Source organism: Brevundimonas sp. (genome assembly GCF_013912065.1).
Classification (GTDB): Bacteria; Pseudomonadota; Alphaproteobacteria; order Caulobacterales; family Caulobacteraceae; genus Brevundimonas.
This window is the reverse complement of record NZ_JACESA010000008.1, coordinates 35,961-53,663: the sequence shown is the minus strand read 5'-3', so window position 1 is coordinate 53,663 and position 17,703 is coordinate 35,961. Positions and strand designations below refer to the sequence as shown.

The window sequence follows — 17,703 nt, the reverse complement described above, 5'->3', positions numbered from 1 at the left end:
CCTCCATGACCGATACAGCCTCCGAAACCTGGTCCGTCGCCGGCCGCACCTTCACCTCGCGCCTGATCGTGGGCACCGGCAAATACGCCGACTACGCCCAGAACGCCGCCGCCGCCGAGGCCGCGGGGGCCGAGATCGTGACCGTGGCCGTGCGCCGGGTGAATCTGACCGATCCGAACCAGCCGATGCTGGTCGACTATGTGAAGCCGGACCGCTTCACCTTCCTGCCCAACACCGCCGGCTGTTTCACCGGCGAGGACGCGGTGCGGACCCTGCGTCTGGCGCGCGAAGCCGGGGGCTGGAGCCTGGTCAAGCTGGAGGTGCTGTCCAACACCGCCCACCTGTATCCCGACATGATCGAGACCCTGCGGGCCCTGGACCTGCTGATCAAGGACGGGTTCGACGTCATGGTCTATTGCACCGACGACGTGGTGATGGCCAAGCGGCTGGAAGACGCCGGGGCCGCCGCCATCATGCCCGCCGCCGCGCCCATCGGCTCCGGCCTGGGCATTCAGAACGAGGTCAATGTCCGCCTGATCGTCGAACAGGCCAAGGTGCCGGTCCTGGTCGACGCCGGGGTCGGCACGGCCTCGGACGCGACCCGCGCGATGGAGCTGGGCTGCGACGCTGTCCTGATGAACACCGCCATCGCCGGCGCCAAGGACCCGATCCGCATGGCGACCGCAATGAAACACGCCGTCATCGCCGGCCGTGACGCCTATCTGGCCGGCCGCATGCCCAAACGCATGTACGCCGACCCGTCCTCGCCGCTGGCGGGGTTGATCTGATAGCTTTTCCCTCTCCCCACGGGAGAAGGAAAGACAGTGGGCCGCCATCGCGCACAATGACGCTGGTTCCGTCCCAGCGTTTTCAACCGCTTGCGTGTTTCTCGCGCCGTCTTTCCCACCGGGGTTAGCCGCGCCCGTAAAATGCGCCCTATGACCCACGGCGGCGCCATATCAGTACCTATCGACACCCTGGCGCTTTTGGCGCCTTTGGCGCCTTGTCACCCTGTTTACGTGACAGTGTCAGACGCTCACCAGCCCAGCGCCGCCTCGCCCCTCAGGATCGCCTCGGCCTGGGGCGTGTGTTTCGCCCCGGACCGGTCGTGCAGCACCAGGGGCGGCAACAGCCGCAGCGGCGCCTTGCCGGTCTTGATCGCCTGGACCAGCACCCGCTTGGCAGGCTCGTCGGCGAAGGGCTGGACCGGGCGAATGGCGAAGGAGCCGGCCTTCTCCCCCAGCAGGGCCAGCAGGTCCGCCAGACGGTCGGCGCGGTGGATGATCACGATCCGGCCGCCCTCGCGCACCGATTTCAGCAGCAGGCCGGTCCAGGCCGCCAGGCCGTCGTCGGCCATCCAGGCCCCCTGTTTGCCCGGCGCCGGCGCGCGCAGGGCGCCGGGGTCGTCGAAGAACGGCGGGTTCGACACGGCCCAGTCGAAGGGCGCCAGGTCCAGGGCGCGGAACCCCGCCGCCACATCGCCGTCGATGATCGTGGTGCGATCCCCGAAACCGTTCAGCCCTGCATTCTCGCGCGCCAGGCCGACGGCGGTCGAATCGCGCTCCAGCCCCGTCAGCGACGCCGCCTCATGACGTGCGGCGATCTGCATCAGCACGCCGCCGGCGCCACAGCCGGCTTCGAACAGCCGCTCGCCCGGCTTGGGGGCCACGGCCGCCGCCAGCAGGGCCGCGTCCATGCCTGCGCGATAGCCGCGCGCCGGCTGACGCAGCCGGACCCGGCCGCCCAGCAGGGCGTTCTCGACGACTTCGGACGCGTCGGCGGCTGTGTCCAAACCTCAATCTCCTTGACCCTCCGGGGACCGATCACCATTGTGCGCGCCATCGCGATCCGGCAAGCGGACGCGGTCGGAATTGCCAGCGCGGCCAAGGTCGCGCGACGTGTGAAAGAGTATGCCTTGGACGCAGTCCTCGCCGCCTCTCCCCGCCCGAAGGGGGATGTGAACGCCCTCGTCCGGCTGGCCGGAACGGACATGGCCGCCGTGGACGCGCTGATCATCGATCGGATGCAGTCGGACGTGCCCATCATTCCCAAACTGGCGGAACACCTTGTTTCGGCCGGCGGCAAGCGTCTGCGGCCCCTGCTGACCGTCGCCGCCGCCCGCGCCTCGGGTGCCCAGGGGGACATCCTTTCGCCGAAGAAGCTGGCGGCCGCCGTCGAGTTCATCCACACCGCCACCCTGTTGCACGACGACATCGTCGACGCCTCGGAACTGCGTCGCGGCAAGGTCGCAGCCCATCTGATCTGGGGCGCCCCGACCAGCGTCCTGGTCGGCGACTTCCTGTTCGCCCGCGCCTTCGAACTGATGGTCGAGACCGATTCGATGCGCGCCCTGGGCATCCTGGCCGAGGCGTCGCGGGTGATCTCGGAAGGCGAGGTGCTGCAACTGACCCGCGCCCACGACCTGAACCTCGACCAGGCCACCTATCTGCAGATCATCTCGGCCAAGACCGCCGAACTGTTCGCCGCCGCCGCCGAGGCCGGGGCGGTGGGCGCCGCCGCCGATGCCGACGCGACCCAGGCCCTGCGCGACTACGGCATGGCCCTGGGCATCGCCTTCCAGCTGGCCGACGACGCCCTGGATTACGGCGCGACGGCCGAGGCCCTTGGCAAGAACGCCGGCGACGACTTCAACGAGGGCAAGGCCACCCTGCCGCTGCTGCTGGCCGTGGCCCGCACCCGGGGCCGCGAGGACGACTTCTGGGAGCGGACCGTGACCAAGGGCGAACGCACGCCCGACGACTTCGCCCGCGCCCGTGAACTGGTCGTGGGATCGGGCGCCATCGGCGCGACCCTGGATTTAGCCGGCGAATATGCCGACCGGGCCAAGGCCGCCCTGGCCGTCCTGCCCGCCTCGGACTGGCGCGCGGCGTTGGAAGACCTGGCCGATTTCGCCGTTTCGCGTGCCGCCTGAAGCCGATCCGGCGGCGACGGCCGCAGCGAGCCTGGACGCCCAGGTCCGGGCCGCCGACCTGGATCGCTGGCTGTCCAGCCGCCTGGTCGCCGATGAACGCGCCCGCGCCGACCTGATCGCCCTCTACGCCTTCGAGGCCGAGCTGATGGCCATTCCCACGCGCGTGACCCAGCCCCTGCTGGCCGAGATGCGCTACACCTGGTGGGCGGAACAGATGGACGGGGTCTTTTCCGGCGTCGCCCGCAAGGGGCATCCGGTGCTGGAGGCCCTGACCGATCTCGTCGCCCGCCACGGCCTGGACCGCGCCCCCTTCGACGCCCTGATCGAGGCCCATATCGGCCGCGTCCACGGCGACCCCCACGACCTCGACGCCTTCTACGTCGGCCCCATGCAGACGGCGGTCCATGTGCTGGCCGGACCGGGCCATGCGGACAAGGTGGTCGAGGCGGGGCGGGTGCGGGGCCTGGGACAGGTCGGCCGCACAGACGAGGCTAAGGCGGGACGCAAGGCGGCGAACGCAGAGTTGAAGGGCTTGCCGGCCGAAGCTTTCCCGGCTGTCGCCTCAGCGACCTTGATCCGCCCGGACGAGCCCGAACCGGTCAAACGCCTTCGCCTGATCTGGGCCAGTCTGCGCGGGCGGGTTTAGGGCGTCTTCAGCCCGCGTCCCGCCACGCCTTCAGGCTCGCCATCGCGCGGAGACTCATCAGCCGTTTCTTCGCCCGGCCGCGCTCCTTCAGCGGGATCTTCTTGCCGTCCTCGTCGACCTTGGGCGGGTCCAGCGGCGGCAGCAGGCCGTAGTTGATGTTCATCGGCTGGAACTTCGAGCCTGCCAGGTGGCCGCCGGTGATGTGTTCGACCAGGGCGCCCATGGCGGTCTCCGGCGCGGGCGGGGCCAGTTCCCGGCCCAGGGCCTGGGCCGCGGCGAGGCGGCCGGTCAGCAGGCCCATGGCGGCGCTCTCGACATAGCCCTCGACCCCCGTGACCTGGCCGGCGAAGCGCAGGCGGGGCATGGCCTTGAGCCGCAGCTGCTTGTCCAGCAGCTGGGGGCTGTTCAGATAGGTGTTGCGGTGCAGGCCGCCCAGGCGCGCGAACTGGGCGTTCTGCAGGCCGGGGATCATGCGGAACACCTCGGCCTGGACCCCATGCTTCAGCTTGGTCTGGAAGCCGACCATGTTGAACAGAGTGCCCAGCGCATTGTCCTGGCGCAGCTGGACGATGGCGTAGGCCTTGACCAAGGGATCGCGCGGATTGGTCAGGCCGACGGGCTTCATCGGGCCGTGACGTAGGGTCTCGCGGCCCCGCTCGGCCATCACCTCGATCGGCAGGCAGCCGTCGAAATAGGGGACGTGCTCCCAGTCCTTGAACTCGGCCTTGGGCCCGTTCAGCAGGGCGTCGATGAAGGCCTCGTACTGATCCTTGTCCATCGGGCAGTTGACATAGGCGGCGGCGTCCCCGCCCGGACCTTCCTTGTCATAGCGGGACTGACGCCAGGCGATGTCGAAGTCGATGCTGTCGGCGTGGACGATGGGGGCGATGGCGTCGAAGAAGCTCAGGCTCTCCTCGCCGGTGGCCTTCAGGATCGCCTCGGCCAAGGCCGGCGAGGTCAGGGGGCCAGTGGCGACGATGACATTGTCCCACTCCTGCGGCGGCAGGCCGGCGATCTCCTCGCGGACGATGGTGATCAGCGGATGGGCCGTCAGCTTGGCCGTCACGGCCTCGGAAAAGGCCTCGCGGTCCACGGCCAGGGCGCCGCCCGCCGGCACCTGGTTGATGTCGCCGCAGGCCATGATGACCGAATCCAGCGCCCGCATCTCGGCGTGCAGCAGGCCGACCGCATTGTGCTCCCAGTCATCCGACCGGAAGGAGTTGGAGCAGACCAGTTCGGCCAGACCATCGGTCTGGTGGGCGTCGGTCTTGACGCCTGGAACGCCGCGCATCTCGTGCAGGATGACGGGCACGCCGGCCTGGGCGATCTGCCAGGCGGCCTCGGACCCGGCGAGGCCGCCGCCGATGACATGGATGGGGGAAGGAGAGGAGGAAGCAGTCATCGCGGCCTTCTAGCGGCCGTCTGGCGTGATGTCATGATCCCCTGCTATGTCGGGGCGGGGATATGGGGGCGCGAGCGTGAGCAGTCATCGACTTCTGCGGCTGGGCGAGGCCCTGGCGGTGGCCTTCGGCCGTCTGCCGCGCATATGGACGGGCGCCTGGGGCGCGATCCTGATCGGAGCCGGGGCTTGGGCGGCGGCCGGGCTGGCGCCGGGTTGGGCCGGGGCCGTGGCAGTAGTGGCGGGCCTGATCGCGAGCCTGGTGCTGGTCGGCGCGGCGACGCGGATCGCCGTGACGGAAGATATTGAGGCCGCTCGGCGACTGGGCCTGGGACCGGCGGGCCTCCAGTTCGGCCTAGCCGAGTTGCGGCTGCTGGGCGCCGCCCTGCTTTGCGCGGTCTTCATGGCCATGATCCTGTCGGTCGTCGCCCTGCTGTTGCTGGCCGTTTACGGCATGGCGGGGCTGGACGCCGAGGCGATCAACCATCGGAACTGGGCCGCGGTCGGGCCGGTCTGGAAGCTGGCCCTGCTGGCTGTCATGACCCTGGCGGCCCTGTACGCCGTGCTGGTCATGGCGGTGAGGTTGTCCCTGTTCGCCCCGGCCACCCTGGGGCGCGGACACATGGTTTCACTGAACAGCATGGGGATCGCCCAGGGCAATTTCTGGCCGCTGCTGGGCGGACTGGTCGTGGTCGGCCTGCCGGGCCTAATGGTCCTCGTGCTGAACGGCGCGGGCGTGATCAGCGGCCTTATCGCCGGTCTGGTCTGGGCGGCGGTCCTGGCGGCGGTTCAGACGCCCCTGATCCTGAGCTTCCTAGGCGCGGCCTATCGCCGGCTGGAATACTGGACCCCGCAAGAGCATCCGACGCGCTGACCTCGGCGTCCGCGCCGTGAGACGCGGCCGAGGCGATGGTTTAGGGTAGGCGAGAATCTGGTCTGGAGTCCGCCATGAGTTTTTCCGCCACCGATGCGGCGTTCGAAGGTTTCCGGGTGGTTCGTCGCCACCCGATCACCGCTCTGTCCTGGGGACTGGTCTACCTGGTCATGTTCCTGGTCGTGTTTGGACTGGGGGCCGGGCAATTGGCCTCGATCATGGCGGCGGCGGAGGCTGTCGAACAGTCGGCCAACCCAACGCCCGAGGAGTTGGTGGCCTTGGGTCAGACCTATATGGGGTTGCTCGTCTGGATGGCGCCTCTGGGTCTGGCGACCGGCGCGGTGTTGAGCGCGGCCGTGGCCCGATCCGTGCTGAGACCGGCCGAGAGCGCCTGGGGCTATCTGCGGCTCGGCATGGACGAGGTTCGCGTGCTGGCGGTGACGCTCGCAATCGCCCTGATCGTGGGCCTGGCGAGCAGTCTGGTCTTCACCGTCGTCGGCGTCGTGTTCGGCTTGGGCTCCAGTTCCGGGCAGGCGCTGGTGATCCTGCTGTCCCTGGTTCTTGGACTGGGCGCCGTCGCGCTCGTCGTCTGGCTGTCGGTCAAATTCTGTCTGTCCGTGCCCATGACGATTGATCGTCGCAAGATCGTCCTGTTCGAGTCCTTCAACGCCACCAAGGGCCGGTTCTGGTCGCTGCTGGGCATGGCGATCATCGCCCTGATCATGAGCTTCGTCGTCAGCATCCTGGGCACGATCATCAGCGCGGGGACCGATCTGGCGACGGGCGGGATCGCCCGCCTGTCGGCGCTGGACGGTCTGTCCACGATCGAGATCCTGGCCCAGGCCTGGCCCGCCATCCTGGTCTGGTCGGTGGTCAACGCCGTTCTGTCGGCCCTGCAACTGGCTGTACTATACGCGCCTTTCTCGGCGGCCTGGCAGGGCCTCCGGAACAGCTGATGCGGTTACGGTGACGAGAGCGGCGAGGCTCAGGCCGACGCCTTCGCCCGCCGCTTCTTCGCCGGCTCGGCCGCGACGCCCAGGCCCAGGCCCAGGGCCGCGACGCGCGCCTTGCGGCGGTCCTCGTGCCGGTCCAGCACCTCCTTGAGGTATTTGCCGGTCCAGCTGGCTTTGTTGTCCGCCACCTGTTCCGGCGTGCCGACCGCGACGATCTCGCCGCCGCCGTCGCCGCCCTCAGGCCCGAAGTCGAGCAGATAGTCGGCGACCTTGATGACATCGAGGTTGTGTTCGATCACCACGATGGTGTTGCCGGCCTCGACCAGTTCCTGCAGCACTTCCAGCAGTTTGCGGGTGTCCTCGAAATGCAGGCCGGTCGTCGGTTCGTCGAGGATATAGAGGGTGCGACCGGTCGCGCGCTTCGACAGCTCCTTCGACAGCTTGACCCGCTGGGCCTCGCCGCCCGACAGGGTGGTCGCCGGCTGGCCCACCTTGACGTAGCCCAGGCCGACCCGTTCCAGCGTCAGCATCTTGTCGCGGATCGGGGGCACGGCCTTGAAGAAGGTCGCCGCCTCCTCGACCGTCATGTCCAGCACGTCCGAGATGGACTTGCCCTTGAACACGATCTCAAGGGTCTCGCGGTTGTAGCGTTTGCCCTTGCAGACGTCGCAGGTGACATAGACGTCGGGCAGGAAGTGCATCTCGATCTTGATGACCCCGTCGCCCTGGCAGGCCTCGCAGCGGCCGCCCTTGACGTTGAAGCTGAACCGGCCAGGGCCATAGCCGCGCGCCTTTGATTCCGGCAGGCCGGCGTACCAGTCGCGGATGGGGCCGAAGGCGCCGGTATAGGTCGCCGGGTTCGAGCGCGGGGTGCGGCCGATCGGCGACTGATCGATGTCGATGACCTTGTCGAAATGCTCCAGCCCCTCGATCCGGTCGAACGGGGCGGGGGCCTCGGACGCATTGTTCAGGCGACGTGCGGCCGCCTTGTACAGGGTCTCGATGGTGAAGGTCGACTTGCCGCCGCCGGACACGCCGGTGATGCAGGTGAAGACGCCGACGGGGATTTCGCCGGTGACGCTCTTGAGGTTGTTGCCGCTGGCGCCGCTGATCTTCAGCATCCGCTTGCGGTCGATGGGGCGGCGGCCTTCGACGGGGATTTCGATCTCGCGCTCGCCGGTCAGGTATTTGCCCGTCAGGGACTTAGGGTTGGCCATGACCTGGGCCGGCGTGCCTTCGGCGCAGACCTCGCCGCCGTGGACGCCGGCGGCCGGACCCATGTCAATGACATAGTCGGCGGTCAGGATGGCCTCCTCGTCATGCTCGACCACCAGGACCGAATTGCCCAGATCCCGCAGCCCCTTCAGGCTTTCCAGCAGACGGGTATTGTCGCGCTGGTGCAGGCCGATGGAGGGTTCATCCAGAACATAGAGGACGCCGGTCAGGCCCGAACCGATCTGGGACGCCAGACGGATGCGCTGGCTCTCGCCGCCCGACAGGGTGCCGGACGCGCGCGACAGCGAAAGATAGTCGAGGCCGACGTTGTTCAGGAACCGCAGCCGGTCGCCGATTTCCTTCAGGATGCGCCGGCCGATCTCCATCTGCTTGTCGCTGAGCGCCTCGGGCAGGGCCTGGACCCAGTCATAGGCCTTCTTGATCGACAGGGTGGAGACTTCGGCGATGTCCTGGCCCCCGACCTTGACCGCCAGGGCCTCGGGCTTCAGCCGCTTGCCGTGGCAGGCGTCGCACGGGGTTTCGGACTGATAGCGGGCCAGTTCCTCGCGCACCCAGGCGCTGTCGGTCTCGCGCCAGCGGCGCTCCAGGTTCGGCAGCACCCCCTCGAATGGCTTGGAGACCTCGTATTTGCGGGCGTTGTCGTCATAGGTGAACTTGATCTTCTCTGCGCCCGTGCCGTGCAGGATCACCTTGTGAGCTTGAGCCGGCAGCTCGCGCCAGGCGGCGTCCATCGAGAAGCCGTAGTGGCGGCTGAGCGACTGCAGCGTCTGGGTATAGAGGGGCGACGGACCGCGCGCCCACGGGGCCACCGCGCCCTTGTGCAGGCTCTTGTCGCGGTCCGGGATCACCAGATCGGCGTCGAAGGCCAGCTTGACCCCCAGGCCGTCGCAGACCGGGCAGGCGCCGAACGGATTGTTGAACGAGAACAGCCGCGGCTCGATCTCGCTGATGGTGAAGCCGGACACCGGACAGGCGAACCGTTCCGAGAACAGCAGGCTGCGCGGCGCGGTCTCGCCCTCGGCCACGCTGGCCCACTCGGCGTTGGCCACGCCGTCGGCCAGACCGAGCGCGGTCTGCAGACTGTCGGCGTAGCGGCCTTCCTGGTCCGGCTTGGTGACGATCCGGTCCACGACGATGTCGATGTCGTGCTTGTACTTCTTGTCCAGGGTCGGGGCTTCGTCGATCGGATAGAACTGCCCGTCGATCTTCAGCCGCTGGAAGCCCTGGCGCTGCCACTCGGCGATTTCCTTCTTGTATTCGCCCTTGCGGCCCCGAACGACGGGCGCCAGCAGCAGCAGGCGTTCGCCGTCGGGCAGGGCGACCAGCTTGTCGACCATCTGGCTGATCGTCTGGCTCTCGATCGGCAGGCCGGTGGCCGGCGAATAGGGGACGCCGACCCGGGCCCACAGCAGGCGCATATAGTCGTGGATTTCGGTCACCGTGCCGACGGTCGAGCGCGGATTCTTGGACGTGGTCTTCTGTTCGATGGAGATGGCCGGCGACAGGCCCTCGATCAGGTCCACGTCCGGCTTGCCCATCAGTTCCAGGAACTGGCGCGCATAGGCCGACAGGCTCTCGACATAGCGACGCTGGCCCTCTGCATAAATGGTGTCGAAGGCCAGCGACGATTTGCCCGAGCCTGACAGGCCGGTCATCACCACTAGCTGTTCGCGCGGAATATCGAGGTCCACGCCCTTGAGATTATGCTCGCGGGCGCCGCGAACGCGGATGAAGTTGTGTTTTTCGGTCATGCGGTCCGGGAACGCGGAGAGGAGCCGGAGGGCTCCGGCGCGACATCGCTATATGGGGATGAATCGCGCGATTGAAGCAAGAACAATGTGCGAACATTGCGGCGCCCCGTAAGCTAGGCGGTCACCGGCCTTACCTACTTTGGTGTCCACGCCTGCGTCGGGCGCACGAACCGTTCGCCCTTGGCCAGGATCACGCCGTTGGCTGTGGCTATGCCCAGCTCCAGGCTCTCGGTGATGCGACGGGCGCGTTCGATGAAATGGTCGGCGGCGACGGGCGGGCACAGGTCGCGGGCCGTCTCGACGAAAATCTCCAGCCAGCGGTCGAAGTGGCGGGCGTCGATGGGCAGGGGCAGGTGTTTGGGCATGGGCCGACCCTGATAGACGCCGGTCGACAGGGCCACCGACGACCAGAACAACTTCATCTGCGCAAGGTGCGGACCCCAGTCGTCTATGCGGGCCGCGAAGACCGGCCCGATCAGCCGGTCGTCGCGAACGCGGTCGTAGAAGGTCTCGACCAGGGCGTCGATCATCGCCTCGTCTATGCCGGTCTCATCCCGCAGACGCTGAACGGCGGCCTCCCGACGGGCGGCGGCTCCGGCTGGGTCATCGATGCGGAAACGGCTCTCCATGACGGCCTCCTAGCGATTCCGCGAGGGCGGCGCCACTGGACCGACGGTCCACCCTGGAGCACGTGTTTCACGCGGCCGTGTTCGTTTCAGGAGTTCACCGGACTTGCGCATCGCACAAATACGACCCATCCTCCTGTCTCTGACGAGTTTTGAGCAGGAGGCTCGAAGATCATGATCATCGCCCTGGCAACCGGTTCCGCCCTGTCCGCCATGCTGCTCGTGATCCTCCATGCCAACCAGCCCCAACCGAAGCGCGTCCCCGTGCGCGTTCGCGACACTCGACAAGGTCGCCGTACGGACGCCTGACGGCGTCTGAACGGCAGGCGCCCCTACTTCAGACCACTCGTCTGCCTAAGCCCTTCCCATAGAGCGATGCCTGCCGTGACCGACAGGTTCAGCGATCGCGCCTCTGGCCGCAGGGGAATGACAACTCGTGCGTCCGCGGCGGCGTGGACATGGTCAGGAGCGCCCGAGGTTTCCTTGCCGAACAACAGGGTGTCGTCAGGCTCAAACACGAAGTCTGGCAAGGGCGTGGCGCCGCGCGTGGTGAAAAGGATCAACCGGCCCGACGGCCGGTCGCGCTGAAACGCGTCCCAGTCGGAATGACGGCTCATGTGCGACAAAGGGCCGTAGTCCAGGGCGGCCCGCTTCATGGCCCGGTCGTCGAAACGGAAGCCCGTCGGCTCTACAATATGCAGCTCGACGCCGAAACAGGCCGAGAGCCGGATGCAGGCGCCGACGTTCTGAGGAATGTCCGGTTGAAAAAGGGCGAGACGCATTCTAATCCCTACTATACGCGGCCTGGGGGTTTGTCGCGGTCTGTCTGCGAACGTTTCGCAAGAAACGTCAGCAACTTGCGACCCGAAGTCGCGAGATCAGGCCGGGGGGATCGTCAGGCGTCGTTGTTAGGGTTCGTGCCGCACAAGAGGAACGCCAATAGAGGCGTTCCCGGCGGTGTTCGAGAGGTGAAACGTGGCCGAAACGGGTGTGATTTCGGAAGGCGAGGGCGATCCGAATCGCCGCGACTTCATCCATATTGCGGCCGGGGCCGCTGCTGCGGGGGCCGGGGCGATGATCGCCTGGCCGCTGATCAACCAGATGAACCCCGCCGCTGACACCCTGGCGCTGGCCTCTATCGAATTCGACCTTACCAAGGTTCAGGAAGGTCAGCAGGTCGTCATCAAATGGCAGGGCAAGCCGGTCTTCGTGCGCTATCGCACCCCGGCGGAACTGCAGAAGGTCGTCACCGAGGGCGCCGTCGGCAGCCCGCCCCAGACCGACGCCGAACGCACCAAGTCCGGGCATGAACAATATCTGGTCGTGGTCGGCTCCTGCACCCATCTGGGCTGCGTTCCCACCTTCAACGCCGGCGACTACGGCGGCTGGTTCTGCCCCTGCCACGGCTCGCACTATGATGCGTCCGGACGGATCAGAAAGGGGCCTGCGCCCCTGAACCTGATCGTGCCGGAATACGAATACACGTCCGACACCCGCGTAAGAATCGGTTGAGGACGAGGGGGAAAGATGAGCGAACACGAATCCACCTACGTCCCTAAGACGGGCGTCGAAAAGTGGCTGGACACCCGGCTGCCGATCATCCGCTTCGGCGTCGACTATATGTCGCTGCCGACGCCGAGGAACCTCAACTACTGGTGGACCTTCGGCGGCATCCTGGCTCTGTGCCTGATGACCCAGATCGTCACCGGCATCGTTCTGGCCATGCACTACACGCCGCATGTCGACCTGGCCTTCGCCTCGGTCGAGCGCATCATGCGCGACGTCAACGGCGGCTGGCTGATCCGTTATGTCCACGCCAACGGGGCGTCGATGTTCTTCATCGCCGTCTATCTGCACATGCTGCGGGGGCTCTACTACGGCTCCTACAAGGCGCCGCGCGAGATGATCTGGATCATCGGCTGCGTGATCTTCTTCCTGATGATCGCCACGGCCTTCCTGGGTTATGTCCTGCCCTGGGGGCAGATGTCCTTCTGGGGCGCCGAGGTGATCACCAATCTGATCGGGGCTATCCCGGTGATCGGCGAGCCGATCCTGATCTGGCTACGCGGCGGACCGGCGATCGACAATGCGACGCTGAACCGCTTCTTCTCGCTGCACTATCTGCTGCCGTTCGCCATTCTCGGCTGCGTCGTCCTGCACCTGTGGGCCCTGCACCATGCCGGGCAGAACAATCCGGTCGGCATCCTGATCCCCAAGGATCGGGAGAAGAAGGACCTGGTGCCCTTCCACCCCTATTTCACGGTCAAGGACGGGTTCGCCATCATCCTGTTCCTGATCCTGTTCGCCATCTTCGTCTTCTATCAGCCGAACGCCCTGGGCCACGCGGACAACTATATCCCGGCCAATCCGCTGCAGACCCCGTCGCACATCGTGCCCGAGTGGTACATGCTGCCCTTCTACGCCATCCTGCGCGCCATCCCGGACAAGTTCGGCGGCGTGGTGGCGATGTTCAGCGCCATCGGCGTGCTGTTCGTCCTGCCCTGGCTGGATACGTCCAAGGTGCGGTCGATGCGTTATCGCCCGACCATGCGGACCTTCTTCTTCATCTTCCTGGTGGTGGGCGTGGGTCTGGGCTGGTGCGGTGGTCAGCTGCCGGATGCGCCGGTCATCCCGGGCTTTGACGGCTTCGTCCTGCTGGACGGCAACATCAACTCCTATCTGTGGCTGACGCGGCTGTTCACCCTGTATTACTTCGCCTTCTTCCTGGTGATCCTGCCCTTCGTGGGGCTGAAGGAGACGCCGCTGCCGATCCCGGCCACCATATCCGAGCCGGTGCTAGTCGGCGCCGACGCTATCCCGGCGGCCGCCCCGGCCTCGCCCGAAAAGAAGGGCTGAGCGTCATGATGATTGGGAAAATGAGCGTGTCGATCTCCAAGGTCATCGCCTCGGCCGCCGCCGCCTTCGGACTGATGCTCGCGGCGCCCGCTCTGGCTTCGGGCGGAGCGGCGCACCCGCATTCGGGCGGGTTCAGCTTCGACGGGCCGTTCGGCGTCTATGACCAGGGCCAACTGCAACGTGGCTACAAGGTCTATCAAGAGGTCTGCGCCGCCTGTCACGGCATGAACATGATGCATTATCGGAACCTGGGCGATCGCCACGGGCCGTTCTGGAACCCGAAATATCCGAACCCGAACGACAATCCGGTGGTCAAGGCCCTGGCCAAACAGGTTCAGGTTCCGGACATCGATAGCGAGACGGGCGAAGCCATCCAGCGCGACGCCACGCCGGCCGACAAGTTCCGCGCCCCCTATCCCAACGCCACGGCCGCTGCGGCGGGCAACGGCGGGGCGGCTCCGCCCGACCTGTCGGTGATGGCCAAGGCCCGTCACGGCGGCGCCGACTACATCTATTCGCTGCTGGCGGGCTACAAGGCCCCGCCGGCGGGGCTGCAAATCCGCGAGGGTCAACACTACAACCCCTATATGCCCGGCGATCTGACGCCCTTCTGGACCGGTGATCCCGAACATGTGCCGCCCGGCGGCTTCATCGCCATGCCGCCGCCGCTGCAGAACGGCCAGGTCACCTATGACGATGGTTCGCCGCAGACGGTGGAGCAGTACGCCAAGGACGTCGCCGCCTTCATCGCCTGGACGTCCGAGCCCAAGATGGTCGAGCGCAAACAGGCCGGGTTCGGCGTGATCATCTTCCTGCTGATCTTCGCGGGCCTCACCTACGCCAGCTATCGCCGCATCTGGAAGGGCGTCGCCCACTAGGACCTGTCTGATCGCCGCTCTTCAAGCCCGCCGAGGTCGCCTCGGCGGGCTTTTTTGTTTTGCGACAAATGGCGCGTGACATGGAATCGACACGATGGATTTCACCGCCTAGGGTCGGCGCCTTCTTTCCGGCTGTGGGGCTTTTTTGTTCATGCGTCTCGTCACTTCCTTGGCTGTGATCCTGCTGGCCGGCGCATCCATTTCCGCCTGCGCGACCGCGCCGAGCTCTGAAATGGCCCAGGCGGCGCCCGCCTTCGACGTCGCGCGGATTTCCGAGGACATCCGCATCCTGTCCAGCGACGCCTACGAGGGGCGGGGCATCGCCACCCCGGCGGAAGAAAAGGTCGTCCGGTATCTCAGCGAACAATACGCCGCCGCCGGCTTCCAGCCCGGCGGGCCGGACGGTCAATGGACCCAGGACGTGATCCTGAACCGGTTTGTCCAGTCGAACGTCCAGGCTTCGCTGAAACTGGGCGACTGGACCCTGCCGATGACTCAGGGACGCGAAGTCGCCATCTCGACCCGCCGTCCGGCCGACCATGTCAGCCTGAAGGACGCGCCTCTGGTCTTCGTCGGTTATGGGATCAATGCGCCCGAGCGGAACTGGAACGACTTCAAGGGTCAGGACCTGCGCGGCAAGATCCTGGTCGTCCTGGTCAATGACGCCGATTTCGAAGAGCCGGCGCTGAACACCTTCGGCGGCAAGGCCATGACCTACTACGGCCGCTGGACCTACAAGTACGAAGAGGCGGCCAAACACGGCGCAGCCGGGGTGCTGATCGTGCACGAGACCGCGCCCGCCTCGTATGGCTGGGCGACGGTGGCCAATTCGTGGGGCGTCCCTCAGTTTGACATCCTGCGGCCCAATGCGGCGGCCGAACGCGTGCCGATGGAGGGCTGGATACAGCGCGACGTGGCGGTCGATCTGTTCCGCCGCGCCGGCCTGGATTTCGACGCCCTGAAGGTCCAGGCCCGCAGCCGCGACTTCCAGCCCGTGGCCCTGCCCGGCGCCGCCTTCTCGACCGAGTTCGACGTGGCGACCAACCAGGTCACCAGCCACAATGTCATCGCCCGCTTGCCGGGCGCGACCCACCCGGACGAGACCGTCCTCTACACCGCCCACTGGGACCATATCGGCATGGGCGAGCCGGACGCGACGGGCGACCGGATATTCAACGGCGCCGTCGACAACGCTTCGGGCACCGCCGGCCTTCTGGCCCTGGCCCGCGCCTATGGCCAGGCGCCGCGCACCGAGCGGTCGGTGGTGATGATCAGCTTCACCGCTGAGGAAAGCGGCCTGCTGGGGTCGGAATACTACGCCGTCAACCCGGTCTATCCGCTGGCGAAGACTGTGGGCGGCTTCAACATGGATTCGATGAACGTCTATGGCCGTGTCCGGGGGCTGGGCGTCACAGGCTACGGCCAGTCCGATTTCGACGAGCGTCTGGGCGCGGCGATCCAGTCCCAGGGCCGCACCCTGATCCCCGATTACGAGAACGCGGCGGGCACCTATTATCGGTCCGACCACTTCCCCTTGGCCAAGCGCGGCGTGCCCATGGCCTACGCCAGCAGCCGGGGCGACTTCCGCGACGAACCCGTGGCCCAGCGCGAGGCGTCCCGCGCCGAATATGGCGCCAAACGCTATCACCAGGCGGCCGATGAATGGTCGCCGGACTGGGACTATCGCGGCATGATCGAGGATCTGGCGGTCTTCTACGACGTCGGCCGCAGCCTGGCGAACAGCCGCGACTGGCCCCAGTGGAAGACGGGGTCCGAGTTCGCTCCGGTCCGTGCCGACACGGCGTCAGAGCGCCGCTGAAGCCGTCTTCCACGCAGGGCCGGAAGATCCCGACCCTTGTCCTCCTCTAGTTTCGAGCCGCGCCCATGTTTCTTCGTCGTTCGCCCGTCGCCGCCCTGGCGGCGTTGGTGCTTTCGGCCTGCGCCATGGCGCCGGTCTCTGCCGCGGCCCTTCAGGACGACGCCTTCGCCACGGCGTCGGCGGCCGATCCTCAGTTCAGTCCCGAGCGGCTGTCCGACCACATCAAATATCTGGCCTCCGACGAACTGGAGGGACGATTTCCCGGTCTGGTCGGCGAGCGGCTGACCCTAGCCTATCTGCAGGCCCAGTACGAGGCGCTGGGTCTGGAGCCGGGCGGTCGGGACGGATCCTGGTTGCAGCCGGTCGATCTGGTGCGGTTCACGCCCGAACGCGCCCCGACCGTCGCCTGGATCGGCGCGGACGGCGTCAGCCATCCGTTGATCTCGGGAACCGACATCACCTTGCGCGCCGGGCCGGCAGATCCGGTGGTGAAGATCGACGGGGCGCCCCTGGTGTTCGCCGGCTATGGGGTCGTGGCGCCCGAACGCGGCTGGGACGACTACGGCGACGCGGACCTGACGGGCAAGGTGGTGGTGATCCTGCGCGGTCAGCCCGAGTCGATGGGGGCGGACCCGAACTTCTACGGCTCGGCCACCCACAAGACGCAGGAGGCGCTGAAGCGCGGGGCGGCGGCGGTCATCACCCTGCAGGACACCGACAGTCGCTGGCGCCGGGCCGTCGGCGGGGCGGCGCGCCCTCGGATGACGGTCAAGGGCGCCCATGACACGCGTTTCGACGGATCGATCAGCGCGGCGACGGCGACGGCGATCGGCGGCGCGGCCCTGGAAGACACCCTGACGCGGGCCAAGTCCGGGGCGCTGGGCGGGGTCGTCGACCTGAAGGTGCGGCTGGATGTCGATATCGCCGAGACGACCGAGATCATCCATTCGAACAATCTTCTGGCCAAGATGCCCGGAACGACCCGGCCTGACGAATATGTCGTCTATTCCGCCCACTGGGATCATATCGGCAAGGCCAAGGAACCGAACGCCGACGGCGACGACATCTATAACGGCGCCTGGGACAACGCCTCCGGAACGGCGGGCCTGATCGAGATGGCGCGCGCCTTCAAGGCCGGCCCGGCGCCGGAACGGACGGTGCTCTTCCTGCACGTCACGGCCGAGGAACAGGGACTGCTGGGGTCCGAAGCCTACGCCGCCGATCCGATTTACCCGCTGGCCAGGACGGCGGCCGACATCAACATCGACATGCTGCCCTTCACCCCCGCGACACGCGACGTGGCGGTGTTCGGCGTGGGCAAGTCGGAGTTGGAGGATATTCTGGGTCGGTTCGCCCTGGCGCAGGGCCGGACCGTGACCGGCGACGGCTACCCCCAGCAGGGTTTCTATTACCGCTCCGACCATTTCAACTTCGCGGCCGGCGGCGTGCCAGCTCTGATGCCCTGGACCGGCCGCGACTTCGTCGAGGGTGGGATCGAGACGGGCGCGGCCTATTACGAGGGCCAGATGGACCGCTATTATCACAAGCTGACGGACGAATGGCGGGCCGACTACGACTTCACCGCCGCAGTGCAGAACCTCGACCTGCTTTACCGTCTAGGCCTGACGGTCGCCGACAGCACGACCTGGCCCGCCTGGAAACCCACCGCCGAGTTCAACGCCATCCGCGACGCGACCGCCGATCAGCGGCGCTAAGGCCGTCGGCGGTCGCCT

16 protein-coding genes are annotated in these 17,703 nt (G+C 67.0%); 11 read left to right on the top strand and 5 right to left on the bottom strand.

What is annotated here, in order from left to right; all coding sequences use genetic code 11:
- Nucleotides 1–5: 5 nt before the first annotated feature.
- Complete coding sequence (locus H2037_RS08770) at nucleotides 6–788, top strand: HisA/HisF-related TIM barrel protein (protein WP_292120449.1); 783 nt, start codon at nucleotides 6–8, stop codon at nucleotides 786–788.
- A gap of 248 nt (nucleotides 789–1,036) precedes the next feature.
- Here the strand turns inward: H2037_RS08770 and H2037_RS08765 are convergent, their stop codons facing one another.
- Nucleotides 1,037–1,792: a methyltransferase gene (locus H2037_RS08765; RefSeq protein WP_292120446.1), complete on the bottom strand. Its 756-nt coding sequence runs from the start codon at nucleotides 1,790–1,792 to the stop codon at nucleotides 1,037–1,039.
- Between the two features lie 165 nt (nucleotides 1,793–1,957).
- On the opposite strand from H2037_RS08765, the gene H2037_RS08760 reads away from it, so the two are divergent.
- Complete coding sequence (locus H2037_RS08760; protein WP_292120683.1) at nucleotides 1,958–2,932, top strand: polyprenyl synthetase family protein; 975 nt, start codon at nucleotides 1,958–1,960, stop codon at nucleotides 2,930–2,932.
- Nucleotides 2,922–3,578, top strand: coding sequence for a squalene/phytoene synthase family protein (locus H2037_RS08755; RefSeq protein ID WP_292120444.1), 657 nt, complete (start codon nucleotides 2,922–2,924; stop codon nucleotides 3,576–3,578). Before H2037_RS08760 ends, H2037_RS08755 begins: the two co-directional genes overlap by 11 nt.
- Nucleotides 3,579–3,585: 7 nt before the next feature.
- Here the strand turns inward: H2037_RS08755 and trmFO are convergent, their stop codons facing one another.
- Nucleotides 3,586–4,980 (bottom strand): methylenetetrahydrofolate--tRNA-(uracil(54)-C(5))-methyltransferase (FADH(2)-oxidizing) TrmFO, encoded by a 1,395-nt coding sequence (gene trmFO, locus H2037_RS08750; protein ID WP_292120442.1) that lies wholly within the window; start codon nucleotides 4,978–4,980, stop codon nucleotides 3,586–3,588.
- A gap of 76 nt (nucleotides 4,981–5,056) precedes the next feature.
- On the opposite strand from trmFO, the gene H2037_RS08745 reads away from it, so the two are divergent.
- Entirely contained in the window at nucleotides 5,057–5,851 is a 795-nt protein-coding gene (locus H2037_RS08745) for a hypothetical protein (protein ID WP_292120441.1), read from the top strand.
- Nucleotides 5,852–5,925: 74 nt separating this feature from the next.
- The gene (locus H2037_RS08740) at nucleotides 5,926–6,807 is read left to right on the top strand and encodes a hypothetical protein (protein WP_292120440.1); all 882 of its coding nucleotides are present in this window, start codon (nucleotides 5,926–5,928) and stop codon (nucleotides 6,805–6,807) included.
- Between the two features lie 29 nt (nucleotides 6,808–6,836).
- Here H2037_RS08740 and uvrA read toward each other — a convergent pair whose 3' ends face one another.
- Nucleotides 6,837–9,791, bottom strand: coding sequence for an excinuclease ABC subunit UvrA (gene uvrA / locus H2037_RS08735; protein ID WP_292120439.1), 2,955 nt, complete (start codon nucleotides 9,789–9,791; stop codon nucleotides 6,837–6,839).
- Between the two features lie 134 nt (nucleotides 9,792–9,925).
- The gene (locus tag H2037_RS08730; RefSeq protein ID WP_292120438.1) at nucleotides 9,926–10,420 is read right to left on the bottom strand and encodes a group III truncated hemoglobin; all 495 of its coding nucleotides are present in this window, start codon (nucleotides 10,418–10,420) and stop codon (nucleotides 9,926–9,928) included.
- Nucleotides 10,421–10,591: 171 nt separating this feature from the next.
- On the opposite strand from H2037_RS08730, the gene H2037_RS08725 reads away from it, so the two are divergent.
- Complete coding sequence (locus H2037_RS08725) at nucleotides 10,592–10,726, top strand: hypothetical protein (protein ID WP_292120437.1); 135 nt, start codon at nucleotides 10,592–10,594, stop codon at nucleotides 10,724–10,726.
- A gap of 23 nt (nucleotides 10,727–10,749) precedes the next feature.
- On the opposite strand, the gene H2037_RS08720 is transcribed toward H2037_RS08725, so the two are convergent.
- On the bottom strand, nucleotides 10,750–11,199 hold the full coding sequence (locus H2037_RS08720) for a tRNA (cytidine(34)-2'-O)-methyltransferase (RefSeq protein WP_292120436.1): 450 nt from the start codon (nucleotides 11,197–11,199) through the stop codon (nucleotides 10,750–10,752).
- Nucleotides 11,200–11,392: 193 nt separating this feature from the next.
- Here H2037_RS08720 and petA point away from each other — a divergent pair, with 193 nt between their 5' ends.
- The 5 genes from petA (at nucleotide 11,393) to H2037_RS08695 (ending at nucleotide 17,685) form a co-directional block, all read left to right on the top strand.
- The gene (petA, locus tag H2037_RS08715; RefSeq protein WP_292120435.1) at nucleotides 11,393–11,929 is read left to right on the top strand and encodes a ubiquinol-cytochrome c reductase iron-sulfur subunit; all 537 of its coding nucleotides are present in this window, start codon (nucleotides 11,393–11,395) and stop codon (nucleotides 11,927–11,929) included.
- Between the two features lie 15 nt (nucleotides 11,930–11,944).
- Entirely contained in the window at nucleotides 11,945–13,273 is a 1,329-nt protein-coding gene (locus H2037_RS08710) for a cytochrome b N-terminal domain-containing protein (RefSeq protein ID WP_292120434.1), read from the top strand.
- Between the two features lie 20 nt (nucleotides 13,274–13,293).
- Nucleotides 13,294–14,151 (top strand): cytochrome c1, encoded by an 858-nt coding sequence (locus H2037_RS08705; protein ID WP_292120433.1) that lies wholly within the window; start codon nucleotides 13,294–13,296, stop codon nucleotides 14,149–14,151.
- Between the two features lie 151 nt (nucleotides 14,152–14,302).
- On the top strand, nucleotides 14,303–15,970 hold the full coding sequence (locus H2037_RS08700; protein ID WP_292120432.1) for a M28 family metallopeptidase: 1,668 nt from the start codon (nucleotides 14,303–14,305) through the stop codon (nucleotides 15,968–15,970).
- Between the two features lie 65 nt (nucleotides 15,971–16,035).
- Nucleotides 16,036–17,685, top strand: a complete 1,650-nt coding sequence (locus H2037_RS08695; RefSeq protein ID WP_292120431.1) for a M28 family peptidase — start codon at nucleotides 16,036–16,038, stop codon at nucleotides 17,683–17,685.
- Nucleotides 17,686–17,703 lie beyond the last annotated feature (18 nt).

What these genes read in the sequence shown, in the direction of transcription:
- H2037_RS08730 (WP_292120438.1), bottom strand. Translation starts at nt 10,420, where the DNA reads ATGGAGAGCCGTTTCCGCATCGATGACCCAGCCGGAGCCGCCGCCCGT.
- uvrA (WP_292120439.1), bottom strand. Translation starts at nt 9,791, where the DNA reads ATGACCGAAAAACACAACTTCATCCGCGTTCGCGGCGCCCGCGAGCAT.
- trmFO (WP_292120442.1), bottom strand. Translation starts at nt 4,980, where the DNA reads ATGACTGCTTCCTCCTCTCCTTCCCCCATCCATGTCATCGGCGGCGGC.
- H2037_RS08705 (WP_292120433.1), top strand. Translation starts at nt 13,294, where the DNA reads ATGAGCGTGTCGATCTCCAAGGTCATCGCCTCGGCCGCCGCCGCCTTC.
- H2037_RS08720 (WP_292120436.1), bottom strand. Translation starts at nt 11,199, where the DNA reads ATGCGTCTCGCCCTTTTTCAACCGGACATTCCTCAGAACGTCGGCGCC.
- H2037_RS08770 (WP_292120449.1), top strand. Translation starts at nt 6, where the DNA reads ATGACCGATACAGCCTCCGAAACCTGGTCCGTCGCCGGCCGCACCTTC.
- H2037_RS08740 (WP_292120440.1), top strand. Translation starts at nt 5,926, where the DNA reads ATGAGTTTTTCCGCCACCGATGCGGCGTTCGAAGGTTTCCGGGTGGTT.
- H2037_RS08710 (WP_292120434.1), top strand. Translation starts at nt 11,945, where the DNA reads ATGAGCGAACACGAATCCACCTACGTCCCTAAGACGGGCGTCGAAAAG.
- H2037_RS08725 (WP_292120437.1), top strand. Translation starts at nt 10,592, where the DNA reads ATGATCATCGCCCTGGCAACCGGTTCCGCCCTGTCCGCCATGCTGCTC.
- H2037_RS08695 (WP_292120431.1), top strand. Translation starts at nt 16,036, where the DNA reads ATGTTTCTTCGTCGTTCGCCCGTCGCCGCCCTGGCGGCGTTGGTGCTT.
- H2037_RS08700 (WP_292120432.1), top strand. Translation starts at nt 14,303, where the DNA reads ATGCGTCTCGTCACTTCCTTGGCTGTGATCCTGCTGGCCGGCGCATCC.